19 protein-coding genes are annotated in these 20,574 nt (G+C 60.0%); 6 read left to right on the top strand and 13 right to left on the bottom strand.

The window, feature by feature from the left end; genetic code table 11:
* Positions 1–119: 119 nt before the first annotated feature.
* The 11 genes from ACSQ9D_RS02470 to ACSQ9D_RS02420 all read right to left on the bottom strand — a co-directional run bounded on the left by ACSQ9D_RS02470 (position 120) and on the right by ACSQ9D_RS02420 (position 11,098).
* Positions 120–611, bottom strand: a complete 492-nt coding sequence (locus tag ACSQ9D_RS02470; RefSeq protein WP_037113773.1) for a F0F1 ATP synthase subunit B — start codon at positions 609–611, stop codon at positions 120–122.
* Between the two features lie 3 nt (positions 612–614).
* A complete protein-coding gene (locus ACSQ9D_RS02465) occupies positions 615–1,253 on the bottom strand; it encodes a F0F1 ATP synthase subunit B (protein WP_436281022.1) in 639 nt (212 codons plus the stop codon).
* Positions 1,254–1,331: 78 nt separating this feature from the next.
* Positions 1,332–1,559, bottom strand: coding sequence for a F0F1 ATP synthase subunit C (locus ACSQ9D_RS02460; protein ID WP_016552934.1), 228 nt, complete (start codon positions 1,557–1,559; stop codon positions 1,332–1,334).
* A 69-nt stretch (positions 1,560–1,628) separates the two neighbouring features.
* Entirely contained in the window at positions 1,629–2,381 is a 753-nt protein-coding gene (locus ACSQ9D_RS02455) for a F0F1 ATP synthase subunit A (RefSeq protein ID WP_024314309.1), read from the bottom strand.
* Between the two features lie 73 nt (positions 2,382–2,454).
* Positions 2,455–2,799, bottom strand: coding sequence for an AtpZ/AtpI family protein (locus tag ACSQ9D_RS02450; protein ID WP_047516812.1), 345 nt, complete (start codon positions 2,797–2,799; stop codon positions 2,455–2,457).
* A gap of 278 nt (positions 2,800–3,077) precedes the next feature.
* Positions 3,078–4,256, bottom strand: coding sequence for a cell wall hydrolase (locus tag ACSQ9D_RS02445; RefSeq protein WP_436281021.1), 1,179 nt, complete (start codon positions 4,254–4,256; stop codon positions 3,078–3,080).
* Positions 4,257–4,416: 160 nt separating this feature from the next.
* The gene (locus ACSQ9D_RS02440) at positions 4,417–6,315 is read right to left on the bottom strand and encodes a potassium transporter Kup (protein ID WP_072370515.1); all 1,899 of its coding nucleotides are present in this window, start codon (positions 6,313–6,315) and stop codon (positions 4,417–4,419) included.
* Between the two features lie 18 nt (positions 6,316–6,333).
* A complete protein-coding gene (locus ACSQ9D_RS02435) occupies positions 6,334–7,308 on the bottom strand; it encodes a magnesium transporter CorA family protein (RefSeq protein ID WP_037115280.1) in 975 nt (324 codons plus the stop codon).
* Between the two features lie 402 nt (positions 7,309–7,710).
* Positions 7,711–8,865 (bottom strand): iron-sulfur cluster carrier protein ApbC, encoded by a 1,155-nt coding sequence (gene apbC, locus ACSQ9D_RS02430; RefSeq protein WP_037113796.1) that lies wholly within the window; start codon positions 8,863–8,865, stop codon positions 7,711–7,713.
* A 515-nt stretch (positions 8,866–9,380) separates the two neighbouring features.
* Positions 9,381–10,112, bottom strand: a complete 732-nt coding sequence (locus ACSQ9D_RS02425; protein ID WP_436281020.1) for a helix-turn-helix transcriptional regulator — start codon at positions 10,110–10,112, stop codon at positions 9,381–9,383.
* A gap of 191 nt (positions 10,113–10,303) precedes the next feature.
* Complete coding sequence (locus tag ACSQ9D_RS02420; RefSeq protein WP_436281019.1) at positions 10,304–11,098, bottom strand: IclR family transcriptional regulator; 795 nt, start codon at positions 11,096–11,098, stop codon at positions 10,304–10,306.
* A gap of 99 nt (positions 11,099–11,197) precedes the next feature.
* Here ACSQ9D_RS02420 and ACSQ9D_RS02415 point away from each other — a divergent pair, with 99 nt between their 5' ends.
* From ACSQ9D_RS02415 to ACSQ9D_RS02395, 5 genes are all read left to right on the top strand, one after another.
* Entirely contained in the window at positions 11,198–11,968 is a 771-nt protein-coding gene (locus ACSQ9D_RS02415; RefSeq protein WP_436281018.1) for an SDR family NAD(P)-dependent oxidoreductase, read from the top strand.
* Complete coding sequence (locus tag ACSQ9D_RS02410; protein ID WP_436281017.1) at positions 11,968–12,885, top strand: 2-dehydro-3-deoxygalactonokinase; 918 nt, start codon at positions 11,968–11,970, stop codon at positions 12,883–12,885. Before ACSQ9D_RS02415 ends, ACSQ9D_RS02410 begins: the two co-directional genes overlap by 1 nt.
* Positions 12,886–12,901: 16 nt before the next feature.
* The gene (locus tag ACSQ9D_RS02405; protein WP_436281016.1) at positions 12,902–13,534 is read left to right on the top strand and encodes a 2-dehydro-3-deoxy-6-phosphogalactonate aldolase; all 633 of its coding nucleotides are present in this window, start codon (positions 12,902–12,904) and stop codon (positions 13,532–13,534) included.
* Positions 13,535–13,539: 5 nt separating this feature from the next.
* The gene (locus tag ACSQ9D_RS02400) at positions 13,540–14,427 is read left to right on the top strand and encodes an SMP-30/gluconolactonase/LRE family protein (RefSeq protein WP_037113817.1); all 888 of its coding nucleotides are present in this window, start codon (positions 13,540–13,542) and stop codon (positions 14,425–14,427) included.
* 252 nt (positions 14,428–14,679) lie between these two features.
* The gene (locus ACSQ9D_RS02395; RefSeq protein ID WP_436281015.1) at positions 14,680–15,300 is read left to right on the top strand and encodes a PRC-barrel domain-containing protein; all 621 of its coding nucleotides are present in this window, start codon (positions 14,680–14,682) and stop codon (positions 15,298–15,300) included.
* A 57-nt stretch (positions 15,301–15,357) separates the two neighbouring features.
* Here ACSQ9D_RS02395 and ACSQ9D_RS02390 read toward each other — a convergent pair whose 3' ends face one another.
* Positions 15,358–16,716, bottom strand: a complete 1,359-nt coding sequence (locus ACSQ9D_RS02390; protein WP_436281014.1) for a putative bifunctional diguanylate cyclase/phosphodiesterase — start codon at positions 16,714–16,716, stop codon at positions 15,358–15,360.
* A 123-nt stretch (positions 16,717–16,839) separates the two neighbouring features.
* Entirely contained in the window at positions 16,840–18,561 is a 1,722-nt protein-coding gene (locus tag ACSQ9D_RS02385; protein WP_436281013.1) for a response regulator, read from the bottom strand.
* A 176-nt stretch (positions 18,562–18,737) separates the two neighbouring features.
* Here ACSQ9D_RS02385 and mutL point away from each other — a divergent pair, with 176 nt between their 5' ends.
* Positions 18,738–20,549: a DNA mismatch repair endonuclease MutL gene (gene mutL, locus ACSQ9D_RS02380; protein WP_436281012.1), complete on the top strand. Its 1,812-nt coding sequence runs from the start codon at positions 18,738–18,740 to the stop codon at positions 20,547–20,549.
* Positions 20,550–20,574 lie beyond the last annotated feature (25 nt).

The following is a 20,574-nucleotide window of genomic DNA, read 5'->3' as shown; positions in this document are numbered from 1 at the left end:
GATCCGCCATGCGTCTCATCCGTCTGCATAGGCTGCCTTCACCTTGACGGCCGTGCCGCCAATAGCAAAAAAGCCCCGTCGGTTGAACGGGGCTTTTCAGATGAACACGAACCGAGCGCTCAGTTCAAACGCGTCTTCACTTCGCCGACCGCCCCCTTGAAGAGATCGGCCTGCACCTTCGTGTCGGCCTTCTTCGCCAGAACGTTTTCGGCAGCGGCGATCGCCAGATCGACAGCAGCGGAACGAACCGCCTTCATCGCATCGGCTTCCGCCTGCTTGATCTTCTGCTCGGAAACCGCGGTGCGGTTTGCGACGAATTCTTCCGTCTTCTTCTTGGCTTCCACCGTCAGCATTTCGGCTTCACGCTCAGCAGCGGCGACAATGTGTGCAGCTTCTGCTTCAGCTTCCTTGCGTTTGCGCTGATACTCGGCCAGCAGATGCTGGGCCTCTTCGCGCAGGCGCTTGGCTTCCGACAGCTCGTTGCGGATCTGGTCGGCACGGTCGTCGAGCGACTTAGCCATCATGCCCGGAACCTTGAGGTAGACGACCAGCGCCAGGAACAGCACAAGACCGACGAATGCGAAGAATGTTGCGTCCAATGCAAATTCCATCGATCAAGCCCCCTTCTTGATGTCAGCAACCGCAGCAGCAACTTCTGCCGTTGCTGTGGTGCCGATCAGCTGTTCTACAACAGCCGTTGCGGTTTCTTCGGCGATGGAACCGACGTCAGCGAATGCCTTCGCCTTGATCTCGGCGATGCGACCTTCCGCAGCCTTCAGCTTCTCAGCCAGGCTTGCTTCGACGGCCTTGCGGTCGGCCTCCGCCTTCAGTTTGGCGGCATCGCGAGCGGCAGTGCCGATCGAGTTTGACTTGGCGCGAGCAGCGGCCAATTCGGCTTCGTAAGCAGCAACGTCTGCGTCGGCTTCCGCCTTCAGGCGGCCTGCCTCATCGAGGTCCTGCGAGATGCGATTGTGGCGCTGCTCGAGAATACCACCGATACGCGGCGTGATGACCTTTTGCATGAGCACGAAGAAGACAACGAACGTGATCGCCAGCCACAGAAGCTGCGAGGCGTAGGTCGTCGAATCGAAAGGCGGGAATACGCCGCCGCCGTGATGCTCGGCTGGTACGCCGGTCTCGGTGTGGACCTCGCCTGCTGCCGGAGCGGCATGCGTGTCTGTACCGGTCGCTGCGCCAGTTTCTGCGGTTCCCGCCGGGGCCTCTTCGGCGTAAGCCGGGGTCACAAAAAACATGCTCACCTCCAGGTGTACTGCAAATGCAAAGGATCACGGCTTGCGGGTCGCAGGCCGTGATCCTTCAATGCGCCTGTCTTAGACGGCGAAGAGCAGGAGGAGAGCGACGAGCAGCGAGAAGATGCCCAGAGCTTCCGTAACGGCAAAGCCGAAAACCAGACGGCCGAACTGGCTGTCAGCAGCCGACGGGTTGCGCAGCGCGCCGGACAGGTAGCTGCCGAAGATGTTGCCGAGGCCGAGAGCCGTACCGGCCATACCGAGGCAAGCCAGACCTGCGCCGATGTACTTTGCTGCGATGGGATCCATATTTTCACTCCTTTGAAATGGTTGTTACGGCGAATTGACTGACGCCCATGGACGTCAATATCGGTATCCTTAGTGGCCGCCCGGATGGATCGCGTCATTGAGGTACATGCAAGTCAGCACCGCAAAGACGTAAGCCTGCAGGAAGGCAACGAGGAACTCGAGACCGGTCAGGGCGACCGTCATGATGAGGGGAAGAATGGCACCACCGACGCCGAGTGCACCCAGCGCTCCAAGCGAGGCGACGAAGCCTGCGAACACTTTAAGGGTGATGTGACCCGCCAACATGTTGGCGAAGAGACGAACGGAGAGCGAAATCGGACGGGAGAGGAAGGAGATGATTTCGATCGCCACGACGAGCGGCAGAAGAATGCCCGGAACGCCCTGCGGCACGAAGATATTCAGGAAGTGGAAGCCGTGCTTGTAGAAACCGTAGACGAGAACGGTACCGATCACGAGCAGCGCCAGCGCGAGGGTGACGATGATCTGGCTGGTGACCGTGAAGAAGTACGGGAACATGCCGAGCAGGTTTGCCGTCAACACGAACATGAAGAGCGAGAAGACCAACGGGAAGAACTTCATTCCCTTGGATCCAGCGCCTTCCTTCAGCATGTTGGCGATGAATTCGTAGGACATCTCTGCAACCGACTGGGAACGGCCAGGCACGATCGCCCGGTTCGACGTCGAGAAATACAAAAAGCCAGCGGCGACGGCAGCGGACGCCACCATGAAGAGCGATGCATTCGTAAACGAGAAATCAATTCCGCCGACTTCGATCGGCACAATCTTCTGGATCAGGAACTGATGGGTCGGATCGTTAGACACCGCTTGTTCTCTCTATCTTTAGCCCGCGCGAAACGGGATCATTGCACTGGATCGAACGCCGGAGCGCCCTGCCCTATTTTCCGCCATTCTCGCGCTCCGCAGGATCGGGCTTTGCAACCTTCCCCGCAGCACGCAGAACGTTCAATACGCCGGCACAAAATCCAAGAAGAAGAAGAACAATCAATCCCCAAGGCGCCGTGCCGACAAAACGGTCGAGGACATAGCCAAGAACGGCGCCGACGACGATTGCGGAGATGAATTCGCTCGAAAGCTTCATCGCCTCGGCATAGCCTTTGCGGCTCGCCTCGGCGCTGGCTTCGATAGCCTCTTCCTTCCCCGCCTCTACGCGCTTGGTTGCGAGCTTCGCTTCCAATTGCGCCCGGCGCTTCTCAAGACTTTCCTCGCGGTCATCCGCCATGGTGCTCTCCTCCGCCAGCCGCTGTCCGCCCGCTACCCCGGTTTTCCGGACAACGACCCCAAGGTTTGAGAACCTTTCGGCCCGTTCTGAAGTCGCGCGCAACATAGTTTTAGCAAAAAGCATAGTCAAGGCGTAGGAGGTCGATGTCCAGCCATAAAATAGGCAATAAAAAACATATGCTTAGGCCGATCTCGACGAGCTTAGCCAAAATCGACCGAAAGAATCCGCTTTTGTGTGCGGCGATGAGACGCGAAATAGCGTCAGGATCAGCTTTTTCCTCAGCTCCAGCCGCCGCCATAGGTGCGATAGAAGACATGCAGGCCGATGCGGCCGACCTTTTCCATCGTCTTGGCCCATTTCGGGCGAACGTAGACAGCATGATAGTGCGTGGCGGAACCGACCTGCGGGAACCAGATCTTGCCTGCGGTAACGGCCATGGCGACTTCGCGGGCGATTCTCCAATGATACTGCGAGTTCACGCGATCCTTGATGTTGTCGCAGGCAAAGGAGAACTGGCATCGGTTGCGCCAATCCTCGTTCTGATAGACGACGCCGCAAATCGTCTTCGGGTAGGCCGGATTGCGGACGCGATTGAGAATGACCTGGGCGACGGCGGCTTGCCCCTTCACCGTTTCGCCACGCGCTTCGAAATAGATGCCGGATGCCAGGCACTGCTGCTCGGCCGCCGAGAATACGGAGGGCGACAGGATGCTTGCAGCCCAGGCGTGGTCACGCGGGCCGATCTGCGGCACGAAGCGGCCGTCGTCGGCCTTGTCGGTCAGAATCGAATCGAACGGCGACTGACGGGAATAATCAGGAGCGGCCGGCGCATAGGCCGTTGCCAGCACGTCGGCCTTTGTGTTGGTCACGAGGCCGGCTAGCATGGGCGAGACGCCGCGATCGGGCTTCGGCGGCTCCTTCTTATAGAAATTCGAGGCGATCTGGATTTCCTTGCCCTTGATCTTCGGCTTCACGAAGGCCGACTTATCCTTCAAGTCGAAGGCGGGCTGAAAAAGCAGGCGTGTTCTGTGGAGGATAGACCCGGCAGAGAAATCCTTTGGCGGCTGCACCTTTTCTACGGCAACGACGCGGCCCTTTTTAGACGGGCGATTGACGCGATCTTCGTCCGGCGTCGCCTCATGTCCCTTTTCCTTCGCCATAAAGGCGACCTTGCGCCCGTCAGGCAGAACCATGCCTGCACCGGCGGCGATCGTGCCTGTCACGACAGGATCGGCAAAGGTCAGTTCCGCCTGATGGATCGACCCCGCCGGCGAATTGGTCAATACCATACGCCAGTTTTCCCGCTCCTGGTCGAGGCCGGCAAGCAGAGCAGCGAGGTCCGCATGGGACACCATCGTCGGCGACATCAGCCACCCGCAAAAGCCGAAAAGCGCGGGTGAACTCCAGTTTTGAAGCAAAAGGCGCAGCTTGCCACGGGAAGGGCTATTTCGACGCAACGCGAGACTCCGGCATGAGACGCATGAACATGCCGTTGAAAATGTCTCATTAACCTTGATGCTTGGTTAATACGGGGCGCCTTCCAGGGACGAAAGCATTAGCGGCAGCAAAAATAAAAGCCCCGCGGGTTTGCCGGGCTTTCGAAGGGCACTGGCTCGGCTAGATAATGACGTGCGAGCCGAGCTCCACCACGCGATTTGCCGGCAGGCGGAAGTAATCCGACGGATTTGCTGCAGCATTGGCAAGCGCGATGTAAAGGCGATCCTGCCAGTAAGGCATTCCGGACTTGGCATCGGGAACCAGCTTGCGGCGGCCGAGGTAGAAGGAGGTCGACATGATGTCGAACTTCAGGCCGGTCTTGCGCAGCGTTGCCAAGGCTTGCGAGACGTTCTGCGATTCCATGAATCCGAACAGCAGTTCGACGCGCGAGAACCGCTCCGAGATCTGCTCGACCTTGTAGCGATCGGCGCTCGAAACACGCGGCTTGTTGATCGTGCGGATCGTCAGAATCACGTTCTTGTCATGCAAAACGTGGTTGTGCTTCAGATTATGCAATAGCGCGGCAGGCGCCGATTCCGGATCGCTGGTCAGGAAGATCGCGGTGCCGGGCACCTGGGCGGGGGAATGGTCGCTCTTGCGCTCGATCGAGCTGACGAAAGACGCCAGCGGGATATCGGTATGGCGCGTCTTCTCCATCAACAGGGCCGAGCCGCGTCGCCAGGTCCACATGATCACGGTAAACGCCGTGGCAATCATGATCGGAATGTAGCCACCGTCGTGGATCTTCAGCAGGTTCGCGCCAAGGAAGATGAGCTCAAGACCGACGAGCGGCGCCAAGGCGAGTGTTGCGACCGGGATAGACCAGTTCCAGCGAACGCGCACGAACTCGAAGGCCATGATCGAAGTGACGACCATCGCGCCCGTCACCGAGATACCGTAGGCGGTTGCCAGTGCATCCGACGTCTTGAAGCTGATGACGAGGAATATGACGCCGAAGAAGAGCACGGCGTTGACGGACGGTACGAAGATCTGTCCCGTATTCGTCTCCGACGTGAAGAGGATTTCCATGCGCGGCAGGAAGCCGAGGTTGATGCCCTGTCGAACAAGCGAAAAAGCGCCGGTAATGACGGCCTGGCTGGCGATGATCGTCGCAGCGGTCGCGAGGATGACGACCGGCAGCAGCGCCCATTGCGGATACATCAGGTAGAAAGGATCAGACATCGCCATCGGATTGCCGAGGACGAGAGCGCCCTGTCCCAAATAGTTCAGCGTCAATGCCGGGAAAACCAGCGCAAACCACGCCCACTGAATCGGCCGACGGCCAAAGTGGCCAAGATCGGCATAAAGTGCTTCCGCGCCCGTCACGGTCAGGAAGACTGCGCCAAGCACGACGACGCCGTAAAATCCCTCATGCAGCAGGAAGCTGATCGCATAATAGGGGTTGAAGGCGGCAAGGATGCCGAAGTCATCCGAAATGTGCGAAATGCCGGCGGCGGCCATCACGATGAACCAGAGCGCCGTGATCGGCCCGAAAAAACGGGCCATGGCGCCGGTTCCGCGCGACTGCACAGCAAACAATAAGGCCAGGATGAAGACCGAAATCGGCACAATATAGCTCGTTAGGCTAGGGGCCACGAGCTTCAGACCTTCAACGGCCGACAGAACCGACAGCGCCGGTGTGATCATCGCATCGCCGAGGAACAATGCTGCACCGACGAGACCAAGCAGCATCAGCAGCGCGGTATGCCCGTTGGCGGTCTTCATCAGCAACGCCAGCAGGGAGAGCGTACCGCCTTCGCCTTCGTTGTCGGCGCGCAGCAGGAAGAGCACGTACTTGATGGTGACGATAATGGTCAGAGCCCAGATCATCAGCGAGATGAGGCTGATCACCTCGAAGCGTGTGAGGCCGTCGATCGCGACGGGCTTCAATGCTTCGCGGAACGCGTAGAGCGGGCTGGTTCCGATATCGCCATAGACGACGCCGACGGAGCCCAGCGCCAGATAGAACAGCTTGCGCGGCTTCATTTTTCGTTCGTGTGAATGGCTGCCTTCGTGCATGAAATGAAAACAGGCTCTTCAGAGCCAGCCTTTCCATCGGAAAAAGAAGAAGGGAATGATGGCGGACAGCACCATGAGCCCAAGCGAGTACGGATACCCCTGGGCAAAGTGCAGTTCCGGCATGAATTCGAAATTCATACCGTAGATGGAGGCGACCAGCGTCGGCGGCAAGAACACCACGGACGCGATCGAAAAAATCTTAATGATCGAGTTCTGCTCGATGTTGATCAGGCCGAGCGAGGCGTCGAGCAGGAAGGTGATATTGCCGGCGATGAAGGACGCATGCTCGTTGAGCGACTGGATGTCGCGCGAGACCGTCTTGCAGAGTTCCTTGGTGTCGCGATCCTGCTGGACGGCCGGGACGGTGTAGAAAAACGTCATCAGCCGCGACAGCGACGCGAGGCTGTCGCGGACCTTGCTGACGAGGCGATGATGGCCTGCGATGTCCCTGAGCTTTTCTTCCAGATAGTTCGATGGCTTGCGAACTTTCCTGGCGCGGTCGCCAAACACATGCGTCGACAGGATGTCGATACGCGCGACCGACAACTCGAGGATTTCGGCAGTCCGATCGATCACGGTTTCAAAGAGTTTTGCCAGCAACGCAGCGCCACTCCGCCACTGCTGCGGCACGCGGTGAAGAGCGGCGATGAACAGCGAAAAGGACTTTGGTTGCGCGTAGCGAATCGTGATCATCCGCTTGCCAGCCAGGATGAACGCAACGTCGGTCAGCGTCGGCGCGTCCGTTTCAACCTTCCAGACGAGGGATGCGGTCATGAACACGGCATCGTTTTCCATGTAGAGGCGGGCCGACGGCTCGATGTCCTTGAGATCGTCTCGCGTCGGAACCTCAACACCGAGGGTTCTTTCGACGAAGAGTTCCTCCTCGCGCGAAGGCTCGACCATATCGATCCACATCACATCGTCACGCAACGAACCTTGCGACAGATCGCCGATTTCAACCGGTTTACAATCGGAACAGTAGGCCGTGATCACCGGCTGGACCTCCGGTAATCCGGGCGTGTTGCGCACATCGCTGCTTTCATCGAAAGCCCTTCCACGGCGCGCCGCCTGCGAGAGCGCGCGGGATGCAAGTTCCCGATCTTAACGAAAGCGATTGACGAAAATTCATACGACTCCTGGCACATCCGGCAACCGCCGAGATATGCAACGTGCTCAACCGCATCGCAGTCACCAATCCTTCGACCAAGATAACTCCGAACATGCAGGTGACCGGTCCCCATCGGGGTGGCCATCATCGAGCATTCGCAAAAAACCGCCTCATGTCGACGGCGCGCCATATGACGGAAAGCTGCGAAAGAATCAAGACATCTTACGTTCACGGCGCCGTTTGACCACATTTCCTCCGCAATTGGGAGTCTAGCGGCGGCGAAGCATTCACTCGAAAACAATGGCCGGCGCGGCCCTCTGGGGCTGCCCACCGAGCTGCTGCCAGACCTTGGCGGCGATCTCTCGATAGATGCCGGCGACAATGCCGTTCGGCTCGGTGGCAACAAGTGGCGTTCCGGCGTCCGACGTCTCGCGGATGTTCATCGTCAGCGGCACTTCGCCGAGGAAAGGAACGCCAATGCGTTCGGCTTCCTTGCGAGCGCCGCCGTGACCAAAGATATCATAGCGCGTGCCGGTATCGGGCGCGATAAAATAGCTCATGTTCTCAACGATGCCGAGCACGGGAACCTCGACCTTCTTGAACATGTTCAACCCCTTGCGGGCATCGACGAGGGCGAGATCCTGCGGAGTCGAAACAATGACGGCGCCGGCGAGCGGCACCTGCTGTGCCATCGTCAGCTGCGCATCGCCGGTGCCGGGCGGCATATCGACGACAAGCACGTCGAGCTCGCCCCAGGCAACCTCGCGCAGCATCTGCATCAGCGCCGATTGCACCATCGGGCCGCGCCAGATCATGGCCGTGTCCTCGTCGACGAGGAAGCCCATCGACATGACCTTCAGTCCGTAATTTTCCATCGGATTGATGATGCGGCCATCGATCTGGGTGGGACGGCCGGAGATCTTCAGCAGCCGCGGCATCGACGGCCCGTAGATATCGGCATCGAGAATGCCGACACGCAGACCATTTGCCTGGAGACCGAGCGCAAGATTGACGGCGGTCGTGGACTTGCCCACGCCTCCTTTACCCGAGGCAACGGCGATGATGGCGTTGACACCGGGGACGGCGAGCTTGCCGGCGCGGGGCTGCTGTTGCGGCGCGTGTGCATGGCCATGATGGTCATGTCCCGCCTGCGGTTGAGGGCGCGAAACCGGCGCCGCGCCTGAACCGGCCTTCTTGTCTGCCGTCAGCGCAACCAGCGCTCCCTTGACGCCCGGCATCTCCTTGATGACCCGTTCGGCCGCGAGGCGAAGCGGTTCCAACTCCTTGGCACTCTCCGCAGGAACCGTAATGGAGAAATAGACCTTGCCATCGGAAATGAAGACATCAGACACCATGCCGAGCTCGACGATATCGTGTTCGAGATCGGGGCCGCGGACTGTCTTCAGCGTTTCGAGAACCTGTTCCTTGGTGACGCCGGTCATTCCATCCTCACTGCCTATGTTGGCATTCTAGATAGAGGAGCGCCGCGCCTTCGCCAAACAAAATCGGTGATCGAATGGCAATTGAGGGAAACGAGGCCAACCGGAAGGCCACTGCGTCCACCAAGTCCGCCGGGCTTTCGCCCTGATGGTCGCAACGGCCTTCCAGGATAGCGAGGTAAGCCTTGCGAACTAGAGCAAGCGCGGCAAAAGACCAGGACAAAACGCCCATTGGAAGAGCAGGTGCAGGGAACGCCGTCACGGCGTGTCCCAAAAGCATCAACCGCCGCCGACGCCCAAGCCCGAGATCAGGCGCCGTGGCGTCGGCTGGCGGTGTGCGGTCGCGCCGTTTATCCGGCGTCGTTACCGGGTCCCCTCTGGACCGCTGGATGTAAGGAAGCAGAAAGCGTGCCAATTGGCAAACATTCGCAAGGGCCGATGTGACAAGGTGACAAGGTGGTCGGCATTGGCGAAGATTTAGGCGCGAATGCCAGCGAAGCCCACAATTTGCGCAACCCTTACTTTATGAGGCCGATCCGCAGGGCCTTGGCGACTGCTTGTGTGCGGTTCACCGTATCGAGCTTCTTGGTCGCGCGGTTGAGGTAGTGGTTCACCGTGTGTTCGGACAGGCTGAGGATTTCGGCAATCTCAACGCTGGTCTTACCGGCGGCAGTCCAGTTCAGACAGTCGATCTCGCGATCGGTCAAGGTGTCCGTGACCCGATTGTCGTAGCTTCGGATTTCTGCCAGCCGGTCGAAGACGTGAATGGAAATATAGTGGAGTTCGCGCATTTCCTCGGCGGTGAATGCCTCGCGATCGCCTGAAAATGAAACGGCACCGCGCCCACCGGAGGCCTCGTGGGTTGGAAAATAAGCGCAACGCATCATGCGAAAGCGTTCAAAGAGCGCCTTGACGATGCCAGCCTTTCCATCAGGCCGATCCAGCTTTGCCTGTGACACGTCGTTGAAGAACGGCGTGGTCGAGGTCCGCAGCCGCTTCATGACCGGGCTGTTGGCCACCAGTCCTTCGTGGTCGTAGGCGGCAAGGAGTTCCACCGGCCAACTCGAGATGACGGCGTTACTTTGCAGATCACGTGCCGTCACGGAGGGGATATTGAAGACCATGAAGGCCCGCGCACGATAGGCTTCCGTTACTTTCTTCATGAAGCGGAAAATATCGAACTGCGTTTTCAGTGCGGCGATCTCACTAACGTTGACGTCCACGGAAGATCCTGGCTGCGATGGTGTCATTTACTTATTCGACTCGAAAGATGGATTGCTGAAGGAGGCGGCGTCTCGTCAGCGCCGTCGCTAATTTGTATGGCCGGTGACGATTTACCAGCACATACACCCCAGGACGGGGGATTGACGAGCGTCAATTGTGATGATTCGTCAGAAAATCTCAATATAATGCTTTAGGTGGGTACTGCCGATCGTCATGGTCAGCGACGAGGACCAAGCCCGATGCGCATCGCTTCCATGATCCGTTCAGCCGACTCCTGGATCGGAGCTGCCCATTCCGAAAGCCTTTCCACGGTGAGCCGGTAGGCCGGGCCAGTTACGGAAACGCCGCCGACAAGCGACAGGTTTTCCGACCAAATCGGGGCAGCAATGCACCGGATCCCGACCTCGTGCTCCTCGCGGTCGAAGGCATGGCCCTGCTTTCGTATCTCCTCAATCTCGGCAAGCAGCGACTCGGGCGTATGCGTGTTGGCCGTGAACCGATGGAAGACGATGTCCGCCACCAACGCCTTAACCCGCTCTGTCGGCAGGATGGATAGGGCAGCCTTGCCTACACCGGTGCAATAGACCGGTGAGGCGTTGCCGATCTGCGAGTACATTCTGACAGGCTGCTGCCCTTCGAATTTGTCGAGATAGATGATCGAGGTGCCCCGCAGTACGCCGAGGTGAACGGTTTCGCCGGTCAGACCCTGCAGAGCTTTAAGATGCGGCTCGGCAATGAGACGGAACTCGTTGCGCGCCCAGCTGCGAGAGGCGAGATCCAATAGCCGCAAGCCCGGCGAGTAGCGGCCGTCTGTATCGATCTCGAGCAGGCCCTCCTCCACGAGATGGCTCAGCTGACGGTGAACCGTACCACGGGGCTGATTGGCGACCGCCAGTATGTCGGTGAAGCGCATAGGCTCGTCGGCGTGGGTCACTCGGTCAAGAAGGACCATCAGCTTGCCGAGGGTGCCCGTGTCACGCCCCTCGGATGCACTCACTTTTGCCGCACTCATGCTTGCCCCAAACGCCTTGACAGAGACGCCAGGGTAATCGGATAATTCCACATAGTCAAATGAAGTTCCACATAATAGAACTGCGGCCGGGAGGAAATAGTGGTGGACGTTGTTGCGCAGTTTCCGGAATTCAGGGATCGCACGGTCCTGATCACGGGCGGCGGGTCAGGCATCGGGGCAGCGATTGTTGGGGGCTTTGCCCGTCAGGGCGCCAAGGTTTCCTTCATCGACATCGATGAAACGGAAAGCCATGAACTTGTCGAGAGGCTGTCGCGCGACACGCTGCACCCCGTTCGCTTCCACAAGGCGGATTTGCGGGATGTTGCAGCCATCCGCAGGACGGTCGATGAGGTTGTCGCGCACTCCGGCCCGATCAGCGTACTCGTCAACAATGCCGCGCGCGACGACCGGCACGATTTCGAGGCGGTGACCGAGGAATATTGGAACGACAACCAGGCGATCAATCTGCGCCACGTCTTTTTCACCACGCAGGCCGTTGCGCCCTCTATGCGCGCCGCCGGCGGCGGCGCGGTGATCAACATGTCGTCGATCGCCTTTCTCCTTAACATGCCCGAATTCCCTGCCTATTCGACAGCAAAAGCGGGTGTGATCGGGCTGACCAAGAGCATAGCCGGCCAGCTCGGACCTGATAACATCCGCGTCAATTGCATTCTGCCGGGGATGATCGTGACAGATCGTCAGATGAAACTCTGGCTCACCGAGAAAGGCATCGCTCGGACCGTGCAGCGCCAGTGCATCAAAAAGGTTCTGCACGCAGACGCCATCGTTGGTCCTTGCCTGTTTCTGGCGTCCAGCTGCGCGGCAGCGATCAGCGCACAATCCCTTATTGTCGATGGAGGCATTTTCTGATGGCGAATCCCGCTTATGTCGCGGTGGATTGGGGAACGAGCAGTTTCCGGCTCTGGCTGATGGGAAAGGATGACAGCATCCTTGGCGAAAGCCGCAGCAACGAAGGCATGACCACGGCTGCGAAGACCGGCTTTGCCGAGGTTCTGGCCTCGCACTTGGCCAAGGTGAATGCGCCGGAAAATCTTCCGGTTATCATCTGCGGCATGGCAGGCGCAAAGCAGGGATGGGTCGAGGCAGGCTATGTCGACGTCCCGGCATCGCTTTCTTCTATCCTGACCGGCGCGGTATCCGTTCCCGGTCAGAGCCGGGACGTACGCATCCTTCCGGGACTAGCCCAGAGGGATCAGGAAAGGCCCGATGTCATGCGTGGCGAGGAAACGCAGCTTCTCGGCGCGCTTGGCCCGGCAAGCACCGGATCACAGGCGGTCTGCATGCCCGGTACGCACTCGAAATGGGTGCATGTCAAGGATGGGCGGGTCACGGGCTTCTCCAGTTTCATGACCGGCGAGCTTTTTGATGCGATCTCGAAGTATACGATCCTGTCACATGCCGTAGCCGGCGCCGATCAGACGCCGGCAGATGAGGCAGCTTTCAAAACGGCGATCAGGGCAGCCTATGAGCATCCCGCAATGGCGACCAACCTCTTCTTTACAGCGCGCTCGGGCCAGCTGCTGCACGGTCTGACCGCTGCGGGCGCACAGGCCAAGATCTCCGGAACCCTGATCGGCCTCGAAATTGCGGGCGCCATGGCGGATACAGCGACGGACGTCAACATCACCCTTGTCGCCGCCGGGCGGTTGCAGGGCCTTTATGAAGCGGCCTTCAAGGCACTATCTTTATCCTTTAACACGATCGACGCTGATACGGCTGTCCGTGGTGGCCTTGCTGCCGCCGCCAAAGCCATTTGGCCGAACTGAAGAAAGCACCAAAGCGATGAACCGCATCCCCTTCCCCACGATGAAGCGCCCGCTGATTGCCATTCTACGCGGGATCAAGCCCGAAGAAACCGAAAGCGTGGTCGGCGCACTGATCGAAAACGGGCTGACCGCGATCGAAATCCCGCTGAACTCGCCCGATCCCTTCAAGTCGATCGAGATCGCCGCGAAAATGGCGCCTGCCGATTGCCTGATTGGCGCTGGAACCGTACTGACCACCGAAGCCGTCGACAGCCTCCACTCCGCGGGTGGCAAGCTGCTGGTTACGCCGAACGTCGAGCCTGAGGTCATCGTGCTCGCCCGCAACTACGGCATGGTCACGATGCCAGGCGTCTTCACGCCGACGGAAGCGCTGGCTGCAGCCCGCGCCGGCGCGACGGGGTTGAAATTTTTCCCGGCCAGCGTTCTGGGACCGTCCGGCATCACCGCAATCCGCGCAATTCTGCCGCCGGAGCTCGTGATCGCAGCCGTCGGCGGTGTCTCGGACAAGAATTTCGCTGATTATACCAAGGCCGGCATTCATGCCTTCGGCCTTGGCACCAGCCTGTACAAGCCGGGAATGACCGCCGCAGAGGTTGCCGAGCGTGCCAAGGCGACCATTTACGCCTATGACGCAGCGGTAGGAGCTTAAGGCGTATGACGGAAATTCATGAGTTCGCGGGCAGGACACTCTGCAACACCAACTCCGTGCTGGGTGAAGGCCCCACCTACGATCCGGACACGAACACGGTCTGGTGGTTCAATATTCTCGGCAAGGAGTTGCACGAGCTGAACCTTGCGACGGAAGACAAGAAGGTGCACGCACTGCCGATGATGGCGAGCGTGCTCGCCCGCATCGATGCCGGGCGCCAGCTGCTTGCGACCGAACAGGGCCTCTTCGTCCGCGACACGAAGAGCGGCAATCTCACCTTCTATGCGGCACTCGAAAGCGACAAGCCGGAAAACCGGTCGAACGACGGCCGCACGCATCCATCTGGCGCACTGTGGATCGGCACGATGAGCAAGCGGGCGGAAACCCGCGCAGGCGCCATCTATCATGTCGCCGGCGGTCGCGTGACCAAGATCTTCGACGGCATCAGTATTCCGAACTCGATCTGCTTCTCGCCGGATGGAACGATGGGATATTTCACCGACACCCGCCTCAGCCGCCTGATGCGGGTGATGGTCGATGCGCAGACCGGTCTGCCGACCGGTGAACCGATCGTCCTCGTGGATACCATGGATGAGCCGGGCGGCATCGACGGTTCTGTCGTCGACGCCGACGGATACATCTGGAACGCGCGCTGGGGTGCCGGCACGGTCGATCGCTACAGCCCGGACGGACTGCGCATATCACGTTACAAGGTGCCGGCGGCCCAGCCATCCTGCCCTGCCTTCATCGGAACGAACGGCGACCGCCTCGCAGTCACCACGGCGTGGGAAGGACTGGATGACGACGCGCGGTCCATGCAACCGCAGGCTGGATCCCTGCTTGAGCTTGACGTCACAGTGAAGGGCGTTTTTGACCCCGTTTATCTGATCTGAGGCGACACCAGGCACAATAGCGAGGGCGCCTGCCTGCGGCGCCCTTCGTTTTCCCCGGTATGGTTGAGTTTGAAGCCCTGTGCAGCAGCTGCGCTAAAAGTTCCGCGAAATTAGCAATTTTTGCGCGATTTTTTTCGGGAACCAATAGAATTCCCATTCATTTCGATAGGGAACTGGCCAAAGTGGACGCCCGACTGAGAAGGATGGCGGACCTGGCTAGAGAATACTATTGAACTGAAAGGTAGGTTCGAAATGACACGCAAACTTCTCACAACCGTTGCCGCTGGCGCCCTGTTTGCCACGGCTTTCGCACCGGCGGCATTCTCACAGAGCGCAACCCAGCCGGCTGATCCGAACGCACCGGCCACACAGGCGGCGCCAAGCGATCCGGCAGCTCCGCCGAAGGTTCCAGATGCCACGGCTCCGGCCCCGGCTGTTGACGCTCAGGCTCCGGCACCGGCTGCCACGACCGACACTGCGAAAGCGGGTGGCGGCCCGTACCTGACCGAGCAGGCTGCCGACCAAGTGAGTGCCAACACCTATATCGGTCAGTCGGTCTATAATGGTCAGAACGAAAGCATCGGTAGCGTCAACGACCTGATCATGAAGAAAGACGGCGGCTTGGTAGCAGCGATCGTCGGTGTCGGCGGCTTCCTCGGAATCGGCGAGAAGGACGTGGCCGTTCCGATGGATAAGATCACGATCGCCCAGAACACGCAGGACGGCAGCGTCAAGCTGACCACCTCCGAGACCGCGGAATCTCTGAAAGCGGCGCCGGAATTTAAGACGCTTCAGATGCTGGCAGCCGAGAAGGCCCCCGCGCCAGGCGGTGCAACAGACACCACGGCCACAGGCTCGACAACGAACAAGTAAGATATGCGCGGTGAGGACCGCAGAAACGGTGGCGTCCGAAAGGGCGCCATCGGCATTTCAGGCGCTGACGCGATCTGACGTATCGTAGTAATTTTCGTGCAGGAACCGCAGCGTCGCTATGCCATCGGCGGGCTTGCCGAAGTGATAGCCCTGCCCCATCCCGCAGCCGAGCGAGCGTAGCTTGACGGCTTCGGAATAATCCTCGATCCCTTCCGCGACCACTTCCAGGTCAAGCCCCTCGCACATTGTGAGGATGGCCTTGATGATGTGCTCGGACGCGCGGTCGGAGTTGATCCGCGACACGAAGGCACGATCGATCTTGATCTTGTCGAACATGAAATCACGCAGGCGACCGAGGCTCGACTGGCCGGTCCCGAAATCATCCAGCGCGATACGCACACCCGCCTGACGCAGATCGGCGATGATCCGATTTGCCGTATCGGCCGAGCCCATCACCGCAGTTTCGGTGATCTCCAGTTCGAGCCGATGCGGGTCGAAACCGACCCGGCCGAGGATCGACAGGACGCTGCTGCTCGTGCCCGGATCCATCAACTGCGCCGAGGAGAGATTGAAGGAGAGGAAGAGTTCGCGCGGCCAGGAAAGTGCTGCTTCCGCCGCCTTGCGCAACAGCGCCTCAGACAGAGCGTCGATGAAACCGCGTTCTTCCGCGAGCGGGACGAAAACACCCGGTGAAACGAAGCCCAGATCCGGATCGTTCCATCGCGCCAGAGCTTCGAAGCCCACGACCTGGCTGTTGGCGAGCGCGACGATCGGCTGAAAATGCACGTCGATCGCGTCGGAGATGATGGCGTTGCGCAGCGCCTGTTCCAATTGCGTCGCGCGCTTCATTTCCTGGGCGATCTCGCGGGAATAGACGGTGATCTGGCCACGGCCACGCCGCTTTGACCGGTAGAGTGCGGTCTCAGCGCTTTTCAGCAGTTCCTCGAACTCCTCGCCGGCAAAGGGATAGATCGAAAGGCCGAAAGATGCCGATAGCCTCACATTGCGGTCGCCAAGATCGTATGGCGCCGATAGCACCTCGCGGATCATCTGGCCGAACTTCTCGGCGCTGGCCCGCTCGAACACAAGCGGCAGGACAAAGGCAAATTCGTCGCCGTCGTGACGCGTGACCAGGGCGCCATCCGGAATGCAGGCCTTCAGCCGATGGGCGACCTGGCAGAGAATCTCGTCGCCCGCCGATGAGCCGAAGAGGTCGTTGATCGGTTTGAAGGAATCGAGATTGGCTATGCCGATCGTAAAGGGTGCTGGATCGCTCGCGCGTTCCGCCGCGATCTGGGCAATCCGGTCGCGCATGCGGTAACGGTTGCCGAGCCCGGTCAGTGGATCGGTATAGGCCATCGTCTGAAGTTCATTCTGACTTACGGGCACCAAAGGCATTTCAGCCGACATCATCATTCAGACCCAGACTGCACCAATGCGGGAAAGGATGGCGGGCAAGTCTTAAGAATTCGATAGTGGATCGGCCGCGTTGAAACCGTGTCCTGTCCCAAGATTTAGGGAGTTGACGCGCTTTGTTCGTCACATACTGGCCTGTCTGATATCCCCGGCAAGGTATTTCTGAAAGATGCCCTGAAGAATATCGGGGCTCACCGGCTTCATGATCACATCGTCCATTCCGGCCTTTGCGCACTCGGCTCGATCGCGCTCGAACGCCTGAGTAAGAACGCCGATAATCGGCGTTCTTGAACTACCGCCTTCCTCTGTCTGGCGGATCAACCGCGCCGCTTCGAAACCGTTGAAGCCTGGCAACGATATGTCCATCAGGATGATCTTCGGCTGATGCTCGGTCCATAGGCGGACCGCTTCATCGCCGCTTGGAGCGATCAGATACCGGTAGCCGAGACCCTCGAGGATCTGCGAGAAAACGATCTGGTTGATGTCGTTGTCTTCGGCGACGAGCACGTCGAGCGTGCTCGTTTCCTCGACGGTCGTGAATTCCCAATCGGCGTCGATGCTCTCGGCGACTTGGCCGTGATTGCTGCGATTGAAATGGCGCGCGATCTGGAAGGTGAGCTCATTCGCGAGCTGGAAGCCATCCATCACCAGCACTGGGATGCCGTATTGCTTGGCGAGCTCCAAGCAACGCATGCCAAGCTGATTGTCGATCACGAGCAGGTCGAGCGAGATGCCGGAAGAGCTCGCGATTTCCAGGAAGTGCTCCTCCTCGTCCTCGCCGCGGACCGAACAGGCCTCGAAACCGTATTTGGCGAGGGTCCGTAGCGCCGCTGCTTCAGCCACGACATCCGACGTCACCACCAGGATCTTGCGGCCGGAGAAGTTCTCCGGGACGATCGCCTCCATGGCCGCCGGTTCGCGACGCTCGCCGCTGCCGTTCATCGGAACGTAGGCGCGCCGATAGGAATTCTTGCTCGACGTTATGACCGTCGATGCGAACCGGAATTCATCGAGATCGGCGCCGTCGCGCGGCAGGTCCTGCATTGTCGAGACGAGGAAATAGCGGCCTGGCTTGCCGATGCGGTGCTTGCGTGTGACGATATCGCGTTCCACGCCGTCGCGGGAGACCTGCCGCTGGCGGGAAACCGACATCTCACCGGTCTCCAGAACATGACAGTCGCTTTCCTCGAAGCGCCGGGCGACCTCCTTGGAGAACAGGTCGCCGCTCTTCCGGCCGAGCACTTCATCGACCGTCGTCTGGTACTTCTCGCAGAAGGCGATGTTGACAGCGACGTAATTCAGATTGCGGTCCTTGACGAAAAGCGGGAACGGCAAATTGTCGAGGATATCCTCGGTAAGCTGCACGCGCTCGAGATCGGAGCGCCACTGTTCCTCGCGCTTCTTGTCCTCGGAGATATCCTGGATAACGCAGACGCCATAGCCGCTTGCAAGGCGTCGCTTGCCAAACCGAATCCAGTGATCGGTACCGTGCCGTTCGACGGCTTCGAAGCGTTCGCGCCAATGCGAGGCGATCTTCTGGGACAACCAATCCTCACGGCTCAGCGCAGCCTGATTGCTGGCCGACTGCGTGCGGATGCCGGTGTCGTAGATCGCGCCCAGGAAATCTCGCAACCGCGTCCCCGGCCTCAACATGGTCGCCGATATCGGAAAGAAATCGAGGACCTGACGGCTGGCAAAGATCATGTGGTCGGTCTTGTCGTAGACGATGAAAGCGGCGCCGAGGCTCTCGCAAACCGCGTCAAACAACGCCGTCTGCAGGCTGGTGTCAGCCGGCATTTCGCTACCCACAGATGATGTGTCCGCTTTTTCGAAGCCGGCACTCATTCTTACGCGTCCCACATCTGTCCGATTTAAACCCAGTCCTCGGAATTAAGTCGCAAAATGGCACCTTTGTCTTAAGGCGCACTTAACGTTAAGCAGCCGGAATTGGAGCGTGCAGAACAGTGATCGGCCAACGCTTTCACACTTCCCTCGGCGCCGCGAATCCAAGACAATAGGCGATGGCCATCAGACAGCTTTCAGAGACCCTCATCAACCAAATCGCCGCCGGCGAAGTCATCGAGCGGCCGGCGAGCGCTGCCAAGGAACTGATCGAGAACGCCCTTGACGCAGGGGCGACGCGCATCGAGATTGCGACATCGGGCGGCGGCAAGAGCCTGCTGCGGGTTTCAGACAATGGCTCCGGCATGGATGTTGCCGATCTGGAGCTGGCCGTACGGCGGCACTGCACCTCCAAGATCTCCGATACGCTCGACGACATCCGCACGCTCGGCTTTCGTGGCGAGGCGCTGCCATCGATCGGCTCGGTGGCCCGGCTCAGCATTTCCAGCCGCCGCCGCGACAGCGCAGGTGGCAACGAGATAGCCGTCGAGGGTGGCAGGATTGCGTATCTGCGACCATCGCCCGGCAATCCGGGCACGATCGTCGAGGTTCGCGATCTCTTCTTCGCCACACCCGCCCGCCTGAAATTCCTCAAGACCGAGAAGGCGGAGGCTGCGGCGATCACGGAAGTCGTCAAGCGCATGGCGATCGCCTTTCCAGGAGTGCGTTTCGTGCTCTCCGGGACTGACCGCACGACGCTGGAATTGCCGGCGACGGGCGACGACCACCTGGCGCGCATGGCGCAGATCCTAGGCAAGGACTTCCGCGACAATGCCATCGAGATCGATGCCGAGCGGGAAGGCATATCGCTGACCGGCTTTTCCGGCGTACCGACCTTCAACCGCGGCAACTCGGCCCACCAATACGCCTTCGTCAACGGCCGCCCGGTGCAGGACAAGCTGATCCTGTCGGCGATCCGCGGCGCCTATGCCGAGACGATCCCGGCCGGCCGCTATCCGGTCGCCGTGCTGTCGATCACGCTCGATCCGGCGCTTGTCGACGTCAACGTGCATCCGGCCAAATCGGACGTGCGCTTCCGCGACCCGCAACTGGTGCGTGGCCTCATCGTCGGGGGCGTGCGCGAAGCGCTGGCACGGGGCGGCAGTCGAGCAGCGACAACGGGCGCAGACGGGATGCTGCGCTCCTTCCGGCCCGGCTTCCACGCGGGCGCGCAACGGCCGCAACAGCCCTGGTCGGCCGCGACATCCCCCTCGCGCCCATTTAACCAGGCCGCCAACAGCGGCTTCGGGGAACGCCCGCAGGCTTCCTTTGACGGACTGGCGACGCCCACCGCACGCAGCGACGCCGCGACGCCTCCCAGAATGCCCGCGCCAGAAGAGCCGCCGCAGCGCTATCCGCTAGGTGCCGCCCGGGCGCAGATCCACGAGAACTACATTGTGGCGCAGACGGATGATGGTCTCGTCATCGTCGACCAGCACGCTGCGCATGAACGCCTGGTGTTCGAGGCGATGCGCAAGGCACTGCACTCGAAGCGGCTTGTCTCGCAGGTGCTTCTCATTCCCGAAATCGTCGATCTGCCTGAAGAGGATTGCGATCGGCTGATGCAGTTTGCCACGGAGCTCGGCGAGCTGGGGCTGGCGATCGAACGCTTCGGCCCAGGCGCGATCGCCGTGCGCGAAACACCCGCCATGCTCGGCGAAGTGGACGCCACGGGGCTCATCCGGCAGTTGGCGGACGAGATCGCCGAATGGGATACGGCGTCCGGCCTTTCGGCCAAGCTCGAATATGTGGCCGCGACCATGGCCTGCCACGGATCCGTGCGCTCAGGACGGCGACTGCGCCCGGAAGAAATGAATGCGCTTCTGCGCCAGATGGAAGTCACCCCCGGTTCCGGACAGTGCAATCACGGGCGCCCGACTTATATTGAGCTCAAGCTTTCGGATATCGAGCGGTTGTTCGGCCGCAGTTGAAAAAGCTGGAAAAGGCCGCGACGGC

The organism is Rhizobium sp. LjRoot258, from assembly GCF_964254185.1.
Taxonomy (GTDB): domain Bacteria; phylum Pseudomonadota; class Alphaproteobacteria; order Rhizobiales; family Rhizobiaceae; genus Rhizobium.
Note: the sequence above shows the minus strand (reverse complement) of the source record. Positions and strands in the feature narration are given on the sequence as shown.

Bases quoted from the DNA above. Each gene is read 5' to 3' on its own strand.
- ACSQ9D_RS02470 (WP_037113773.1), bottom strand. From the start codon at position 611: ATGGAATTTGCATTGGACGCAACATTCTTCGCATTCGTCGGTCTTGTG.
- ACSQ9D_RS02465 (WP_436281022.1), bottom strand. From the start codon at position 1,253: ATGTTTTTTGTGACCCCGGCTTACGCCGAAGAGGCCCCGGCGGGAACC.
- ACSQ9D_RS02460 (WP_016552934.1), bottom strand. From the start codon at position 1,559: ATGGATCCCATCGCAGCAAAGTACATCGGCGCAGGTCTGGCTTGCCTC.
- ACSQ9D_RS02450 (WP_047516812.1), bottom strand. From the start codon at position 2,799: ATGGCGGATGACCGCGAGGAAAGTCTTGAGAAGCGCCGGGCGCAATTG.
- ACSQ9D_RS02440 (WP_072370515.1), bottom strand. From the start codon at position 6,315: ATGCACGAAGGCAGCCATTCACACGAACGAAAAATGAAGCCGCGCAAG.
- apbC (WP_037113796.1), bottom strand. From the start codon at position 8,865: ATGACCGGCGTCACCAAGGAACAGGTTCTCGAAACGCTGAAGACAGTC.
- ACSQ9D_RS02425 (WP_436281020.1), bottom strand. From the start codon at position 10,112: ATGACACCATCGCAGCCAGGATCTTCCGTGGACGTCAACGTTAGTGAG.
- ACSQ9D_RS02420 (WP_436281019.1), bottom strand. From the start codon at position 11,098: ATGAGTGCGGCAAAAGTGAGTGCATCCGAGGGGCGTGACACGGGCACC.
- ACSQ9D_RS02410 (WP_436281017.1), top strand. From the start codon at position 11,968: ATGGCGAATCCCGCTTATGTCGCGGTGGATTGGGGAACGAGCAGTTTC.
- ACSQ9D_RS02405 (WP_436281016.1), top strand. From the start codon at position 12,902: ATGAACCGCATCCCCTTCCCCACGATGAAGCGCCCGCTGATTGCCATT.
- ACSQ9D_RS02400 (WP_037113817.1), top strand. From the start codon at position 13,540: ATGACGGAAATTCATGAGTTCGCGGGCAGGACACTCTGCAACACCAAC.
- ACSQ9D_RS02395 (WP_436281015.1), top strand. From the start codon at position 14,680: ATGACACGCAAACTTCTCACAACCGTTGCCGCTGGCGCCCTGTTTGCC.
- ACSQ9D_RS02390 (WP_436281014.1), bottom strand. From the start codon at position 16,716: ATGATGATGTCGGCTGAAATGCCTTTGGTGCCCGTAAGTCAGAATGAA.
- ACSQ9D_RS02385 (WP_436281013.1), bottom strand. From the start codon at position 18,561: ATGAGTGCCGGCTTCGAAAAAGCGGACACATCATCTGTGGGTAGCGAA.
- mutL (WP_436281012.1), top strand. From the start codon at position 18,738: ATGGCCATCAGACAGCTTTCAGAGACCCTCATCAACCAAATCGCCGCC.